The following is a 15,701-nucleotide window of genomic DNA, read 5'->3' on the forward strand; positions in this document are numbered from 1 at the left end:
GTATTTATGGGCCTGATTAATAGGACCGATGGGATGAGCGAAAATTGCGCGAGGGCGCCAAAAACCGGAAAGCGGCGCGATCCTCAAAAGAAGGGGCACTCAGAAAAAGCGATCCTTCTGCCCTCAGGTTCGAGCGAACTTGGAGCCTATCTGAGTTGGTCCCCAAATCCTTCGACAGGCTCGGGACAGGCCCTTCGACAGACCGGGGCGAACGGTCTACTGAAATAGGCTCCTAAACTCGGCTCGAAAATTGACAGATATCAAGGCGATTATTGCGGTCAAAACATTATCAGCCGACGATATCGAAGACCCGTCATGGACAAGACCAGGTTAACCATCGCATTCGTCTTGCCGTACCTTACAGCATTGCTGCTTTATCCCGAGCCGACGGATTTTCCGCTCCAGACGCCCAAAGCTCCGTTGAGCCGTCACGGCGGGAATCCGCGCGATCGGCCGATACCGTATCGCATCGCCGACCGCCCGAGCCCGCAAGTGGACCGGGAGATCGCCGCGCTCTTCGCACCGACACGGCACCCGCCCTTGATCGCCGACCGACCGCCGGAACTCGACCCGTACAAACAGAGCCGGACATCGAAGCCCAAGATCGAATCAAAGCACGCGGCAAAGCCCAAAAGCCCCGTCATCATCCAAATCGATCAGACCCACCAACGCCTGTCGGTGCATGTTGGCGGCGAGGCCGTCGAGGGGCTCGAATCGGTACTAGTTTCGACCGGACTTCCGGGCAAAGCCACCAAAACTCCGGACGGCACCTATTCCCCGCGTGCCTTGGCGGTGCGCCGCCCTTCCTATTTCGCGACCAGACTCTTGAACCGGCCGGTATACCTGACCCATGCGATTCAAATCGTGGACGGCATCTTCATGCACGATGCCTCGGACGGGGCCATGGCACATCTCGGCAAAAAGCGCTCCCATGGCTGCGTACGGGTCGATCGCCGGCAGATGCCGAAGATCTTTCGCCTCGTGAAACGGCACCGGACGAACACCCGGATTCAGATCTTTCATTCATCCATAAAGGACGCGATCCGGGGCGATCCTTCCATCGCCGCACGTTCGGAGATCGAAGACACGCGCTGAACCGGAAACCGCCTCGCGACCTTTCCGCTCCCTTCTCGGTCAAAACAAAAAGTGCAACCGTGCTTTCTCGACTGATCGAGGCTTCATCGATTCCGATTCGGAAAAAGCCGGCTTTACCACGCGCAAAGGAGGGCGCAATGACTCACCCCATCAAATCGCTTACGCTCCTGACCGCTGTCGCTGCGGCTCTTACCCCAGGTATCTGGAACATTGCCACTGCCGACCCTTTAGACCGTCCCTTTCTGGCCAGTACCGGTACGGTCATCGACGATACCGTCATCACCACCAAGATCAAGGCGGCCTATGTACGAGACCCGGTGGTCGGTGCTCTCGATATTCATGTCGACACGATCAAGGGCGTCGTCTATCTCAGCGGATTGGCCAATAGCGAGGCGGAAAAGGAAAAAGCCGCCACGCTCGCCAAGACCGTCGAAGGTGTCGTGGAGGTCAGGAACAATATCCAGGTGAAGCCCGCCGCGACCGGCGAGTGAAGCCTGCCGGGGCGGCTCGACCTGGATTCCGCCTCTGCGTGGCCGATTCACCCGTCTGAAGATGAATGATCTCTTATCGGTACTTGCAGTGGCGGTCTTACCCGCCGCCGGAAACATCGTCGGCAGCCTTTTGGCGGAGAGCCTTCGCGCGCCGCCATGGATCATCGGCGCCGCGTTGCACGGCGCGGCCGGTGTGGCGATCGCGGTAGTCAGCATTGATCTCATGCCCCGAATTCTGCCCGTGATCCCGACGTGGCTATTGATTTCGATGTTTCTCGGAGGATCAGTTTTTTCGGCAGCACTTGCTCGCGCGTTTCGGTATTGGACGGGCTCCCGGTCAGGACGGTCCGGCGCTTGGATGGTTTATCTGGCCGTGGCGGTCGACCTTCTCACGGACGGCCTGATGGTTGGCGCGGGTTCGGCCGTTTCCGGCGGCCTCGGATTACTGCTCGGATTAAGCCAGGTGATTGCGAATATTCCCGGCGGGTTTGCAGCGATCGGCAACTTTCGAAACCGTCAGGTGCCGCGAAAACGGCGGCTCGGCATCTCGGGCTCGTTCATTCTTCCGCCGATTTTCGGCGCGGCGATCGGCTATCTGCTACTACGCGACGCGAGCACCCAGGCCGAGCATGCGGCACTTGCGTTTCTGGTGGGCGTGCTGTTACTGGCGACTGTGGAAGACATGCTGCCCCAGGCCGATGAGCCGGGCGTCGCCCGATGGATTTCGACCCCGTCCTTCGCCGGAGGATTCGCCCTGTTCGCCGCCTTGTCCGCCTATGTCGATTGATCCCAAGCCTCGAATCAGCGTTCGCAGGCTGAAATGACGTTCGTCGCATAAACGACACCGATTCTCGCCGGTCCAATTTCAAAACAGGGAAGGCCCGGCCTCGTCACCGATAGGAGAGTAACAATGGATGCGCTTGTCCTCGCGCGAACTCAGTTCGCGTTCACGGTCAGTTTTCACATCTTTTTTCCGGCGTTCACGATTGGCTTGGCGAGCTATCTCGCCGTGCTCGAGGGGCTTTGGCTGGCAACCAAGCGGGATGTCTTCCTGCAGCTCTACAAATACTGGCTGATCGTCTTCGCCGTGGCCTTCGCCATGGGCGTCGTGTCGGGCATCGTGATGAGCTATCAGTTCGGAACCAACTGGGGACCGTTCTCGGAAAAGACCGGCCCGGTCCTCGGCCCCTTGCTGGCCTACGAAGTGTTGACGGCGTTCTTCCTGGAGGCCGGCTTTCTCGGCGTCATGCTGTTCGGACTCGACCGCGTGGGCCCGAGACTGCATTTCGCGGCGACGCTCCTGGTCGCCTTCGGCACGCTGCTTTCGGCGTTCTGGATCTTGTCCGCGAACAGTTGGATGCAAACGCCGGCGGCGTATCACCTCGAGGCGGGCCGCTATGTGCCCGACAGTTGGATCGGCGTGATCTTCAATCCGTCCTTTCCTTATCGCTTCACGCACATGGTGCTGGCGGCCTATCTCACGACCGCGCTCGTGGTCGGCGCGAGCGGCGCCTGGCATCTTCTCAGGGACAAGACCAACCCGGCGGCCCGCGTCATGTTCGTCATGGCGATCTTGATGGCGGCGGTGGTCGCGCCGACTCAGCTGATCGTGGGCGATCTCCACGGCCTCAACACCAAGGAATACCAGCCGGCCAAGGTTGCGGCGATGGAGGGACACTTCGAGAGCCGGGCGGGCGCGCCGCTGATTCTGTTCGGCATCCCGGATGTCGACGAAGCCCGAACCAAATACACCATCGAAATCCCCAAGCTCGCCAGCCTGATCCTCGAACACGACCTCGATGCGAAAGTCACCGGCTTGGATGCCTTTCCGAGAGATCGCTGGCCCAATGTGCTTATCGTTTTTTGGGCGTTCCGGATCATGGTCGGAATCGGCGTGCTGATGATTCTTTTCGGGCTTGCCGGCGCCGTGCAATTCTTCCGAAAACGCTTGTTCGATGAGGCCTGGTTCCACCGCTGGGGGGTCGCCATGGGGCCGCTGGGGTTCGTGGCGATCCTGGCCGGCTGGTTCGTGACCGAGGTGGGTCGCCAACCCTTTGCGGTATACGGACTCCTCCGAACGGGGGACGCCGTATCGCCCATCGGCACGCCGGGAGTCGCCGGGTCGCTGCTGGGTTTCATCGTGGTATACACGATCATTTTCGGTGCCGGCTCGTTTTATCTGATACGGCTCATCAAGCGCTCGCCGGATATCGGGCTCGAGAAACCGACGGAAAAAGGCCCTCTGAGGACGACCGGCGTCATGCCTGGGCCAGCGCTCGAAAAAGGCCCGCATTAGGAGGAACCGATCATGTTCGATCTACCGACTATCTGGTTCGTATTGATCGGCGTGGCCTTGCTCGCCTACGCCATTCTGGACGGCTTCGATCTCGGCGTCGGGATTCTTTTCCCCCTGGGACGCGACGAGGAGGAGCGCGACCGGATGATGAACAGCGTGGCGCCGGTCTGGGACGGCAACGAGACCTGGCTCATCCTGGGCGGCGGGGGCCTGTTCGCCGCCTTTCCCCTCGCCTATTCGCTGGTGCTGACCGCGTTATACGCGCCGGTGATCGCGATGCTGCTCGCCCTGATTCTGAGAGGCGTCGCATTCGAATTCCGGTTCCGGACAGTGCGCGCCAAGAAATATTGGGATTGGGCTTTCATCGGCGGCTCCACGGCGGCGGCCTTCTTTCAGGGCGTGATGGTCGGCGCTCTCGTTCAGGGCATCCGGATCGAGGACCGCATTTACGCCGGCGGCTGGTTCGACTGGCTCAGTCCTTTCAGCGTGTTCTGCGGCGTCGCACTGGTCACGGGCTATGCCCTGCTCGGCGCATCCTGGCTGGTCATCAAGCTGGACGGCGATCTCCAGGAGCGGATGCGGCAGCTTCAGGAGCCGCTTGGCCTGGCGACGATTCTCGCCATCGTTCTCATCAGTTTCGGCACGATGTTCGTCAACGAAGCCATCAGGGATCGATGGTTCGGACCTGGAGCGCTTCTATTCCTGTGGATCATCCCGATCGCCACGACACTGCTTGCGGTCGCGTTTTACCGCGCGGTGCGGGCCAAGCGAGCCGTGACCCCGTTCCTGCTGGCGCTCGGCTTGTTCGCCGCGGCCTTCCTGGGGCTCGCCGGAAGCCTTTTCCCTTACCTGGTTCCGCCGAGCATCACCTACCGCGAAGCCGCGAACCCCGACAACAGCCTCGCGTTCATGCTGGTCGGCGCAGCCATCCTCCTACCGGTCATTCTCGGCTATACGGCTTACGCCTATTGGATTTTTCGCGGCAAGGTGCACGCCGGCGAGGGTTATCACTGATGGAACCGGTGGACGAAAGACCGCTCTGGAAGAAACTCGCCTGGTTCTTTCTGCTGTGGGCCGGCGGTGTCGGAACGGCCACCGCGGTCGGGTATGCCATCAAGCTGGCTGTCGGTATGTTGTGAAGGCGATGTTGCTCACATGCACCCCGGCGAAATACGGGAATCACCTGACTCCCCTCGTCCCGGATTGCGTTGCACTTCATCCGGGCTACCATTAGCCGCAACTGCACTAGATTCGATCGGCGCGCTCCCGGCGGACTTTCAGATACACAGAGCCCAGAAACAAAAAACCACTTGCCAGAATGATTGAAGGGCCGGGTGGCACGCTGATCGTTGCGTGGGCGAGAATTCCGGCGAGCGCGGAAAGACCGCCGGCAGCGCCGCTGATGGCGGCGTATTGCCCCAGATTCCGGCTGACGTTCCTTGCCGTGCAGGCCGGTATGGCGAGTAAAGCGGCGGTCATCAGTCCGCCCACGATCCGCACGCCGAGCGCAACGGTCAATGCGATGCAGATCAGATAGACCGCGTTGTGCCAGCGGAGATCGAGGCCTTGGGCACCGGCCAGATCGGACGAAATGCCGATCAGGACCAGGTTCGAGTAGATGTGCCGGACCATGAAAAAAATGCCCAGAGCTATCGCTACCGAAATCGCAGCGGTCGTCGCCGTTATCCGCGACACGTCGCCGAGCAGTGCGATATCGGTTTCTTCCTCGGGCAGAAACAGAAACGCGGTCGCGAGCGCCGTGGAAAACACGACGGCGGTGAGCGCCTCGAGATGCAGCCGCGTCACTCTTTCCAGATACCAGATGAGGAGCACCCCGAAACCTAAGAACAAGACCGCACCGATGGAAACATCGAAATCGTACAGCAGCGCCAACGCGATACCGGGCAAGGTCAGATGCCCCAAGGCACCGCCCACCAGCGCCATGCGCTTGCTCAGCATCAGCGAGCCGAGGTAGCCGGCGACCGCGCCGGTGGCGCCACCAAGGATCAGGGCAAGCAGGATTTTTCCGCTCATAAAATCACCGATGGTGATGCTCGTAATATTTCACGCCGGTACCGTAGAGCGCCTGGAGCTGCTGCGGCGTGAGCACTTCCTGGGGGGCGCCCATGCAAAGCTGCTGCCGGTTGAGGCAAAGCACGACCGACGCATATTCCCACACCACATGGAGGTCGTGCGTCACCAGCAGGATGGTCAGGGGTTTTCTTTGCCGGTAGCGGTTGAGCAAGGTATAGATCGTCTCCTCGCCCCCCACGTCGATGCCCGCGGTGGGCTCGTCCAGCAACAGCACGTCGGGATCGTTCACCAGCGCCCACGCGATCAGCATGCGCTGGAACTGGCCTGTCGACAAAGCTCCGAACGGTCGTTGCAGCAGGGATTCGTCCAGTCCGACCTCGGCGAACATCCGTTTCACGGCGTCGACATCGCGGGTCTTGAAACGAAAGAACTCCTCGATACTGAGCGGCGGAAGCTCCTGGCGTTGCAGAAACTCCTGAGGCGGCAGATAACTGATGTTTCGGGTCTGCCAGGTGACCGTCCCCTGATAAGGGATCAGGCCGAGGAGCGCCCTGAGCAGCGTCGTCTTTCCCGCGCCGTTCGGTCCCAGGATCACGAAGACGGCGCCCTCGGCCACCGAGAACGAAAGATCGCGGATGATCGTTTCGTCGCCGTAAGACACCGAAATCCCTTGGACGGTCAAGATCGAAGGCTGATTATCCGTCATGTTCCCGTTCGCCTTCCGTTATGCTTCCTGAGCGGATAGTGCCAAACCGGGAGCCAGAGGACAAGCCCGCAAAACTTCGTGTCCGCCAGCGCGCCTCACCTTAAGCGGCATCGCGTTAACCCCGTTTCTTGCTTTCGGCGGGAAGCCGTCGCAAACTCGAGTCTAATCATCAAGGAGGAAAAGCATGGTTTTCCGGAAAGACAAGCGAATACTGCGGCCATCGGGACGCATGCCGATAGACCGGCGGACGCTGAAAACGCTCGTCGCGCCGATTTTCTTGCTTTTGTCGCTATGTAACGCCGTCTTGGCCGAAGAAACCCGGATCATGCTGCGGGTGAAAGGCGTCGATTCCAAGTTCGTCGGCAGCGGTGTCGGTGGGGTACGGGCGGTGGTCGAGGACGCCGAGACCGGGGAGATTCTGAATCAGGGGTGGATTACCGGCGGCACCGGCGACACCAAACGCCTCATGGAAACCCCTCACCAGCGCGGTCAGCCGCTCGCCGACGACAACACGGCGGGTTATTTGGCCCGGCTCGACCTCGCCGAGCCACGACTGCTGCGCTTCAAGATATTCGGTCCGTACGGACAGCGCCAATCTCTGCAAGAGGCGAGCGTGACCAGTTGGGTCGTACCCGGCAAGCACATCATCGGCGACGGCATCGTCATCCATTTACCCGGTTTCATCGTGCGCGGCGGAATCTCCGCGCTGGAGAAAGGTCAGGCCAAGCTGGAAGCGGAGGTGACGATGATGTGCGGCTGCCCCATCAGCAAAGGCGGCCTATGGGATGCCGACAAATACGAAGTAAAGGCCTTGCTGAAACGGGACGGCAACGCGGTGGGCGAATATCCTCTGGCATTCACCGGCGAAGTCAATCATTTTGCGGCACAGGTGCCGGCGCGGGACAAGGGGGACTATGAAGCGGTGATTTACGCCTACGACCCCGGCACCGGCAATACTGGTGTGGACAGAGTGGTCTTCGGAGCCAAATAAGTCCGCCACTGTCCCGAGCGCTGGAGCGGCCCACCCAAGCCACTCGCTCTCGATTGCCCCGGCGCTCCATGGCTATGGGTCGCCTTTGGCGGTTATGACGCGGCCTTCTTGCAGAAGAACCAGCGAGTAGGTCGGGAATCCTTTCCCAATCGCAAACGGTCGCTTTAGCCGCGACCCTTCCAATCGCAAACGGGCCTTTAATCGGCCCCTTCCAATCGCAAACGGCGTCTTCGGGAAGGGGCTGGCCGGCGCTCCCGGCCAGGCCGTTTGCGATTGGAAGGGTCATCCCAGCGCTCCTGGGATGACCGTTTGCGATTGGAGCGCCGAAGCCGCCCTTCCCGACGCCATGCCCCGGCCAAGCGTCTTCGTCGGCAAGGGATTGCCGACCTACGACCGTACATCCCCGTAGGTCGGGAATCCTTTCCCGACGCCACACTCCGCCCGAGCGTCTTCGCCGGCAAGGGATTGCCGACGAATGCTTGAATCGGTTCACCCGAGCCGAAGGCGCCAGCGACGTCCGCCAAGCCTGTTTTGCCGTACGAGCGAATTGTGCGGCCAGTGCGATTGACTCGACGTGGTCGTACTTAGAGCCTATCCCAGTAGGCTCAAGAAACCCTTCGACGGGCCTGTCCTGAGCTAAGTCGAAGGGCTCAGGGCGAACGCCTACTGGGATAGGCTCATATGTCACGAGCTAATCGAGCACTATCTTCGAGGCGACGTTGAGGTCCTGGTCAAACATGTAGACCACGGGTACGCCGGTGGGGATTTCCACCAGAGGAATCTCTTCATCCGAAATACCGTCCAGCATTTTGACCAGCGCGCGCAGACTATTGCCGTGCGCGGCCACCAAGACATGGCGTCCCATTCGCAGGTCGAGAGCAATGCGGTCCTGCCAGGCGGGCAGGCATCGCACAAGGGTATCGAACAGCGATTCGCTCGCCGGGAGGACGCGGGGGTCGAGGTGGGCGTAGCGCGGGTCAAAACGCGGATGACGCGGATCATCGTGGCTCAGCGCCGGCGGCCGTACCGAATAGCTGCGCCGCCACACATGAACCTGCTCCTCACCGTGTCGCTCAGCCGTCTCTTTCTTGTTCAACCCTTGCAATGCGCCATAATGCCGCTCGTTGAGCCGCCAGCTACACTCCAGCGGCACCCACATCCGATCCATCTCGGTCAAAATAAGCCAGGCGGTATGGATGGCACGCTTGAGCATGGAGGTATAAGCGATATTCACGGAATAGCCTTGCTGGCACAGTATCCGACCGGCGCGGCGGGCCTCCTCGATTCCTTTTTCGATGAGACCGACGTCGGTCCATCCGGTGAAGCGGTTTTCGAAATTCCAGGTGCTCAGCCCGTGGCGCACCAATATCAGGCTTGCATGAGTGCTTTGATTCATTGCAGGACCGTTGGTCAAGCGAGCGTTTGCTGTGCCGCCATCTTCTTCTCCCAGCGATGCTCAGTGGCGGACCCGTACGGTGATAAAGGCGCCCTGGCCGGCACCGGCGCTGACCGGCTCGATGTCCCGGATCCGCTCAAGCGGTGTGGATAAGGTTTGCACCCAGACCGGGTCGTGAAAGCCCGTATCCATGAGCAGGGCATTGACCTCATCGGCGGAATAGAAGCTAGCCTCCCGATAGAAGACGTTCTCCGCCTGGTGGGCGAGGTAGTCCTGTCCCAGGGGACTGTTCCGGTCGATGAAACCGATGACGAGCACACCGCCCGGCCTAAGGACGCGAGCGGCCTCGCGCAGCATGGCCACAGGGTCGTCCACGAAGCAGATCGTGGTCACGATCAGCGCATAGTCGAACACCGCGTCCGCAAAGGGCAGCGCCTCGGCGATCGCCTGTGCGGCGCGCACGCCGCGGGCGCGGGCGTAGCCCAGCATCTCCGCCGCCGGGTCGATCCCGTAGGCGACGCCCAGAGGCGCGGCGAAGCGTCCGGTCCCCACCCCGATCTCCAGCCCTCGCCCCTGCCAAGGCAGCAGCGCACGCACGGCGAGCAACTCGGAGAGGTAGGCCGCCCGGTGACGGTTGAACCAATCCTCATAGCGTTGGTGATGTCGGATGAATGGCTCAGCCCTGGGATCGCCCGTCATAGCAGCTCCCGCAGCGCGGCGACGAAGCGCATGTTGTCCTCGGGCGTCGCGGTGGTCACCCGCATGTAGGCGGGGCCGAGCTGCGGGTCGTTCAGGGGCTTGATGAGGATGTCCTTTTGCCTCAGGCTTTCGGCGATCTCGCCCGCGTCCTCGGGGGTGAAATCGGCCAGAAAGAAATAGGTTTCCGACGGAAACGTCCTCACCCCCAGCGCCTCGAGTTCACCGGCCAAATCCCGGGCCCAGACGCGCAGGGTGGCGGCGCGCTCCCGAATCTTGTCCTCGTTTTCCAAAGTGGCGATGGCGGCCGCCTGGCTGGCTCGAGCCAGTGGATAAGCATCGTTGCTGGCGTTCAGATCGTCGGCCAGAGCTGCCGGCAATATGGCGTAGCCCACCCGAAAACCCGCCAGGCTGTGAGCCTTGGACAGGGTCCGGGTGACCAGCAGGTTCGGGTATCGCGGCACCAGGAGGGCAACGCTCTGGCCGGCCATGCCGATGAAGGCCTCGTCCACCAGGAAATAAGTGTCGCGATATCGCTCGAGCAGACCGGGCAGCGGCGCCATGTCGAAGGTGCCGCCGTTGGGGTTGTTGGGATTGACGATGACAGCGAGACTGGTGCCTGCGGGGACCTCCAGCTCGGAGAGGTCGAAGCGGAAATCCGCTTCCGGCCGCAGCCGCGTTTCGGTGTAGGACTGGGCAATCTCCGGAAACAGGACATAGGTGGGAGTCAGCAGGTGTACCTGACGCCCCAAGCGCTGGAACAGCTGGCGCAGAATAAGTTCCGAACCGGCATTGATATGGATGAGCCGCTCGAGCACGCCGGTCCGTTCGCTGATGAGCCGGCGCAACGGTTCCGAGTACGGCTCGGTATAGTAATTGCTCAAGGGCAGCTCGGCGCGAGCCGCCTCGATAGCCTCCTCGATCGGAGGCAAGGGGTTTTCGCACAGCAGCAGCTTGATGCCTCGGAAGACGCCGCCACCCTTTTCTGCCTTGCTGCTCATTTTCGAAATCCTTTATCGGCGGCCGGGCATGAAGAAAGCGATGGCACCGATCCCGGCCATAATCAGCAGCGCTTAGACCAATTTTCACCACGGTTTGGCAGTCTGGATCGGGAAGGTCGTAGGTCGGCAATCCTTTGCCGACAAAGCTCTCGCCGATCCGAGGGGTCAGTAACGAATTGCCGGCCTACGGCACCGCTTCATTTTCGCTCCCTCCTGTCGGCGCGCGGTGTCAAGCAGTCCATCCAAGTCACTTATTCCCGATGCCCCTGCGCTCTGCGGCTATGATGCGGCCTTCTTGCAGAAGAACCAGTCGACGCACTCGTATCCCTCCTGGAGCCGCGCCTCGGCGTCCTGGGCCGTCTTCGGCGGCGGCACGATCACCTTGTCGCCCGGCTGCCAGCCTTCCGGCGTGGCCACGCCCTGCTTGTCCGAGGTCTGCAGCGCCTGCACCAGGCGCAGGAACTCGGGGATGGAGCGGCCGTTGGTCATGGGATAGTAGACCATGGCGCGCAGGGTGCCCTTGTCGTCGATGATGAAGGTGGAGCGCACCGCCGAGGTGTCGGAGGCGCCCGGCTGAATCATGCCGTAGGTATTGGCCACCCGCATCGACAGGTCCTCGATGATCGGGAACGGGATCTCCACGCCGAACTTCTCCTTGATCGTGCGCATCCAGGCAATATGTGAATAATTGCTGTCGATGGATAACCCGAGCAACTCGCAATTCAAGTTCTGGAATTCCGGATAGGCCTTGGCGAAAGCCATGAACTCCGTGGTGCACACCGGCGTGAAGTCGGCCGGGTGGGAGAACAGCACCAGCCATTTGCCGCGGTAATCGCCGAGCTTCTTGACGCCGTGGGTGGTATTCGCCTCGAAAGCGGGCGCCGGCTCGTTCAGGCGCGGCATTTCGAGTGGTTTGGATGAAGTGATATTTTCCATGATCTATCTCCTCTGAAACGGGTACGGAATCGGACAAGGGACGCTGTGCGTCTGCCCGACTCGTTTGTCCAATGATTAGATTTGAGACAGAATCGGCTCTTTAAAGGTCCCCCGAGCCGTATCCGCAAAAAGCCGTGTCGAGCGGTGTCCCATATCAAAGAAGGAACGGAAGTTCTTATGGATACTCAATTGACAACTTTGTTGCAGCAACTGGATCGACGCATCCTGAGCCTCAGCCCTCAGAGAGACGTATTCCTGCTGCGCCTTATCGTGGCGTTGTTGGCGGTCATCTTCCTGGCCATGGACGCACTTTACGGCATGCCGTTCTTTTACTGGCTGGGGCTGCCGTTTTATCTCTTCTGTTTGGCGCTCTACGTTCAAGGGCTCGTAAAATCGCTCCTGATTTTGCGGCAGGTTTCCGCGGAGCTGCTGATCGTTCTGGTGATGACCGTCACCCTGATCGACGGGAAGCCGCTCAGCGGCGCGATGGTCGCCTGGTTCATCGGGCTCGGTTTGTACATTTCCTTCACCATCATCCGCAGAAATCGGGAAAAGATCGAAAGTCTGGTGAAGCAGGCCAAGCGAACGGCCCTCGTGCTCGCCGGCGGCGAAATCCGCGAAATCCCGGCGGAAGAGGTGAAGCAGGGCGACGTGCTGATCGTGCCCCGCGGCACCGCCGTCCCGGTCGACGGAAGCATTGCGGAGGGAAAATCGTCCATCGACGAATCCTTCGTCACGGGCGAACCGTTTCCGATCCACAAGGTGCCGGGCGATGAAGTCACTTCCGGCACGCTCAATCTTTCCGCGCCCTTGCAGATTCGGGCCACCAGGAACGGCGACGCTTCGTTTCTTGCCCTGATCGCGGGCGAAATCGAAAAAAGCCTTCAGAAAAAATCCACGCTGCAGCAAAGGGCGGACAAGATCGTCCAGTACCTCATCCTGGGGGTCACCGGGTATGCGTTCCTGCTGTTTTTCGTCACCGGCAGCCTGGATTTGATGGCGACCGCCCTGTCGGTATTGTGTCCCTGTGCCTGGGCGCTCGCGACGCCGACCGTATTCGCGTCCGGCATAGGCCGCTCGGCGCGGCTCAATATCCTCGCCCGGGGCGGAGAACCCCTGGACATCATGCACGAGATCGACACCGTAATCCTCGACAAGACCGGCACGGTCACCCTGGCCGAACCCAGGGTCAGCCGGGTGATACCGATAGGTGCCGATGAGCGCGAGCTGATCGAGATCGCGGCGTCGGTGGAAACGCGCTTCAGCCATCCGTTGGCGCGGGCCATTTTGAATTTCGCGCGAAACCAGGACATCACGCGATTCAAACCCGTGAGCGACGCCGAGGACCTGCCGGGGCGCGGGGTCAAGGCGCGACTGGAAGACCGCGAAGTGCTGATCGGGAGTCCCGAAACCTTGGAGGCGCTCGGAATCGAAATACCGGACCTCGAATATTCCGGCCGCGCGATCTGGGTCGCCATGAACCGTGAAGTCAAAGGCGCCATCGTCGTTCAGGACGTGATGCGCGCGGAGATGACCAACCTGGGGCAAGCGATCCGCGAACTGGGCGTCAAGCGCGTACTCGTCGCCACCGGTGATCACGAGGAGTCCGAAGCCAGGCGAGTGGCCGATCTGATCGGCGCCGACGGATATTATTTCAACTTCAAGCCGGACGACAAGGCGGCACTGGTGAAGGAACTTCAGTCGTCCGGCAAGGTGGCGATGGTGGGCGACGGGGTGAACGATGCTCCGGCCCTGGCCGCCGCCGATGTGGGCATCGCCATCGGCGGACACAAGAACGTGGCCCTCGCGATCGCCTCGTCCGATATCGTGATTCTCGGCGACGATGCCGGCGATTTGCTCACCGTACTCGACATCAGCCGCAAGATGTCGGAGATAACCAAGCAGAATTATGCCTGGGCCATGTCGTTCAATACCGTCGGGCTCGCTCTGGCCACCTTCGGCTTCCTCAATCCCGTACTCGCCGCGTTCTTGCACCATATCAGCTCGGTCTTCGTCGTCGCCAATGCGGCACGGCTCTATGCCGGCATCAACACGGCCGCCGATCTGATGGACCGAGTGATGACGGGCCTGAATCGATGGCAAAGCCAGGTGAGCCGGTTTCTGACGCACAGGGGCCAGGAGGCATGAGCATTCTCGAGACGAGTAACGATCCCCTTCTCGTCCCGCAGCCGAAAAGCCGGTACACCGAACCGGCTCGAGCGGGACGGGACAGCCGAGTTCGGATACGGTTGATGAAACTTTGCCCAGGCAGGCACCGTCCGAACCCTGAAACGCTTGCCCCGAGACACAGGAGCACATCGCAGCGCCGTCTGCTTCGAAGCTTTGGCGCATGATCGCGGACTCTCTTTGCTTGGCCATCGACTAGGCCGCCGATCGAGGATGGAGAGACTTTTAGAATGAGCAATCGCAAATCCAGCGACCTGACGCGACCGGCGGACCTCTTGCAACACGGGCGGAGCACCGGCCCCTTCCGCACGCAGCGTCCGATTTACGTCGACCTCCTGCCGCCCTGCAATAACGCCTGCCCGGCCGGCGAGAACATCCAGTCCTAGTTGTTCGACCTGCGCGCCGGCCGCTATGAAAAGGCCTGGCGGGTCTTGATGGAGGACAATCCGATGCCGGCGGTGCACGGACGCGTCTGCTACCACCCCTGCGAAACCCACTGCAACCGCGGCCCCATCGACAGCCCGGTGAGCATCCACGCGGCCGAGCGGTTCCTCGGCGACCTCGCCTTGCGCGAAGGCTGGCAGGTCGTGAAAGCCCCGGCCAGCGGCAAGCGGGTCCTGATCGTGGGCGCGGGGCCCAGCGGCCTGTCCTGCGCCTATCACCTGGCCCGGCTGGGCCATCAGGTGGAGATCGACGAAGCGGGTCCCCTGGCCGGCGGCATGATGCACTTCGGCATACCCGCCTACCGCCTGCCGCGCGCGGAGCTGATGGGCGAAATCAGGCGGATCGAGGCCATGGGCGTCAAGATCGTTCTCGATCACAAGGTGGAAGACGTGCTGGCGGAAAAGGAGTCCGGCCGGTTCGACGCGGTGTTCATCGCCGTTGGCGCACATCTGAGCAAGCGCGTCGGCATCCCGGCGCGGGACGCCGGCAAGATCCTGGACGCGGTGACCTTCCTGCGCCAGACCGCCACCGGCGAAGCGCCCAAGCTCGGCCGGCGCGTGGCCGTCTACGGCGGCGGCAACACCGCCATGGACGCGGCGCGCACGGCCAGGCGCCTGGGCGCCGAAGAGGCGCTCGTCATCTATCGGCGCGACCGGGCGCACATGCCGGCCCATGAATTCGAGGCCGACGAAGCCATCGAGGAAGGTGTCAAGATCAACTGGCTGCGCACCATCAAGGAGATCGACCAGACGCATATCACCGTCGAGGTGATGAGGATCAACCCGGAAGGGTATCCCGAACCGACCGGCCGGTTCGAAACCCTGGAGGCGGACTCGCTGATCCTGGCGCTGGGCCAGGAAACCGATACGCGCTTCCTGCACGAGGTGCCGGGCATCCAGTTCAAGCCCGACGGCGTCGTGATCGTGGACGACAACATGATGACCGGGCACCCCGGCATATTCGCGGGCGGCGACATGGTGCCGAGTGAGCGGACCGTGACCGTCGCCGTCGGCCACGGCAAGAAAGCCGCGCGCTTCATCGACGCCTATCTTCGCGGCACGTGCTACGTCAAGCCGCCCAAGCATCCGCCGGTAAGCGCCGATATGCTGCGCCTGTGGTACTTCACCGAAGCCGAACGGAAGCGGGAAGCCGAACTCGAACTGGAGAAACGGCGTTACGGCTTCGAGGAAGTGGTCGCGGGGCTCTCCGAGAACGAGGCTCTGTTCGAAGCGAAGCGCTGCTTCTCCTGCGGAAACTGCTTCGAATGCGACGGCTGTTACGGCGCCTGTCCAGAGGACGCCATCATCAAGCTGGGACCCGGCAAACGCTATCGCTACGATTACGACCTCTGCACCGGCTGCGCGGTCTGCTACGAGCAGTGTCCTTGCCATGCGATCGAAATGATTCCGGAACCCCGAGGGGAATAAC

General features: G+C 61.5%; 16 protein-coding genes. 10 read left to right on the top strand and 6 right to left on the bottom strand.

The features are described 5' to 3' along the window. The first annotated feature begins 315 nt into the window (after positions 1 to 315). The 6 genes from ACWJJK_RS12770 to ACWJJK_RS12795 all read left to right on the top strand — a co-directional run bounded on the left by ACWJJK_RS12770 (position 316) and on the right by ACWJJK_RS12795 (position 5,021). The gene (locus tag ACWJJK_RS12770; protein ID WP_454128141.1) at positions 316 to 1,095 is read left to right on the top strand and encodes a L,D-transpeptidase family protein; all 780 of its coding nucleotides are present in this window, start codon (positions 316 to 318) and stop codon (positions 1,093 to 1,095) included. A 137-nt stretch (positions 1,096 to 1,232) separates the two neighbouring features. Continuing rightward, the gene (locus ACWJJK_RS12775) at positions 1,233 to 1,586 is read left to right on the top strand and encodes a BON domain-containing protein (protein WP_434112471.1); all 354 of its coding nucleotides are present in this window, start codon (positions 1,233 to 1,235) and stop codon (positions 1,584 to 1,586) included. A gap of 61 nt (positions 1,587 to 1,647) precedes the next feature. Next, a complete protein-coding gene (locus tag ACWJJK_RS12780; RefSeq protein ID WP_454128142.1) occupies positions 1,648 to 2,373 on the top strand; it encodes a ZIP family metal transporter in 726 nt (241 codons plus the stop codon). A gap of 123 nt (positions 2,374 to 2,496) precedes the next feature. After that, positions 2,497 to 3,882, top strand: coding sequence for a cytochrome ubiquinol oxidase subunit I (locus ACWJJK_RS12785; protein ID WP_454128143.1), 1,386 nt, complete (start codon positions 2,497 to 2,499; stop codon positions 3,880 to 3,882). Positions 3,883 to 3,894: 12 nt separating this feature from the next. Continuing rightward, positions 3,895 to 4,896, top strand: a complete 1,002-nt coding sequence (gene cydB / locus ACWJJK_RS12790) for a cytochrome d ubiquinol oxidase subunit II (RefSeq protein ID WP_077730172.1) — start codon at positions 3,895 to 3,897, stop codon at positions 4,894 to 4,896. Continuing rightward, complete coding sequence (locus tag ACWJJK_RS12795) at positions 4,896 to 5,021, top strand: DUF2474 domain-containing protein (protein ID WP_139841172.1); 126 nt, start codon at positions 4,896 to 4,898, stop codon at positions 5,019 to 5,021. The genes cydB and ACWJJK_RS12795 overlap by 1 nt, the downstream gene beginning before the upstream one ends. A 106-nt stretch (positions 5,022 to 5,127) precedes the next feature. On the opposite strand, the gene ACWJJK_RS12800 is transcribed toward ACWJJK_RS12795, so the two are convergent. Continuing rightward, on the bottom strand, positions 5,128 to 5,916 hold the full coding sequence (locus ACWJJK_RS12800; protein WP_086135557.1) for a metal ABC transporter permease: 789 nt from the start codon (positions 5,914 to 5,916) through the stop codon (positions 5,128 to 5,130). Between the two features lie 4 nt (positions 5,917 to 5,920). Then, on the bottom strand, positions 5,921 to 6,622 hold the full coding sequence (locus tag ACWJJK_RS12805; protein ID WP_077730170.1) for a metal ABC transporter ATP-binding protein: 702 nt from the start codon (positions 6,620 to 6,622) through the stop codon (positions 5,921 to 5,923). A 184-nt stretch (positions 6,623 to 6,806) separates the two neighbouring features. On the opposite strand from ACWJJK_RS12805, the gene ACWJJK_RS12810 reads away from it, so the two are divergent. After that, positions 6,807 to 7,613, top strand: a complete 807-nt coding sequence (locus ACWJJK_RS12810) for a hypothetical protein (RefSeq protein WP_205781144.1) — start codon at positions 6,807 to 6,809, stop codon at positions 7,611 to 7,613. Between the two features lie 691 nt (positions 7,614 to 8,304). Here the strand turns inward: ACWJJK_RS12810 and gpmA are convergent. From gpmA to ACWJJK_RS12830, 4 genes are all read right to left on the bottom strand, one after another. Then, positions 8,305 to 9,009 carry a 2,3-diphosphoglycerate-dependent phosphoglycerate mutase gene (gpmA, locus tag ACWJJK_RS12815; protein WP_077730203.1) on the bottom strand — a complete coding sequence of 235 codons (705 nt, stop codon included), beginning with the start codon at positions 9,007 to 9,009 and terminating at the stop codon, positions 8,305 to 8,307. Between the two features lie 60 nt (positions 9,010 to 9,069). Beyond that, entirely contained in the window at positions 9,070 to 9,708 is a 639-nt protein-coding gene (locus ACWJJK_RS12820) for a class I SAM-dependent methyltransferase (RefSeq protein ID WP_156880987.1), read from the bottom strand. Beyond that, positions 9,705 to 10,706: a pyridoxal phosphate-dependent aminotransferase gene (locus ACWJJK_RS12825; RefSeq protein WP_156880988.1), complete on the bottom strand. Its 1,002-nt coding sequence runs from the start codon at positions 10,704 to 10,706 to the stop codon at positions 9,705 to 9,707. The genes ACWJJK_RS12820 and ACWJJK_RS12825 overlap by 4 nt, the downstream gene beginning before the upstream one ends. Positions 10,707 to 10,985: 279 nt before the next feature. Further along, positions 10,986 to 11,642 (bottom strand): peroxiredoxin, encoded by a 657-nt coding sequence (locus ACWJJK_RS12830; protein ID WP_156880989.1) that lies wholly within the window; start codon positions 11,640 to 11,642, stop codon positions 10,986 to 10,988. Positions 11,643 to 11,819: 177 nt separating this feature from the next. Between ACWJJK_RS12830 and ACWJJK_RS12835 the strand changes: the two genes are divergently transcribed. From ACWJJK_RS12835 to ACWJJK_RS12845, 3 genes are all read left to right on the top strand, one after another. Then, entirely contained in the window at positions 11,820 to 13,790 is a 1,971-nt protein-coding gene (locus tag ACWJJK_RS12835) for a heavy metal translocating P-type ATPase (RefSeq protein WP_086135562.1), read from the top strand. A 269-nt stretch (positions 13,791 to 14,059) separates the two neighbouring features. Then, positions 14,060 to 14,215: a hypothetical protein gene (locus tag ACWJJK_RS12840; protein WP_454128144.1), complete on the top strand. Its 156-nt coding sequence runs from the start codon at positions 14,060 to 14,062 to the stop codon at positions 14,213 to 14,215. Beyond that, positions 14,216 to 15,700 carry an NAD(P)-binding protein gene (locus ACWJJK_RS12845; RefSeq protein ID WP_454128145.1) on the top strand — a complete coding sequence of 495 codons (1,485 nt, stop codon included), beginning with the start codon at positions 14,216 to 14,218 and terminating at the stop codon, positions 15,698 to 15,700. The last annotated feature ends 1 nt before the right edge of the window (position 15,701 follow it).

It is taken from the genome of Methylocaldum gracile (assembly GCF_053646815.1).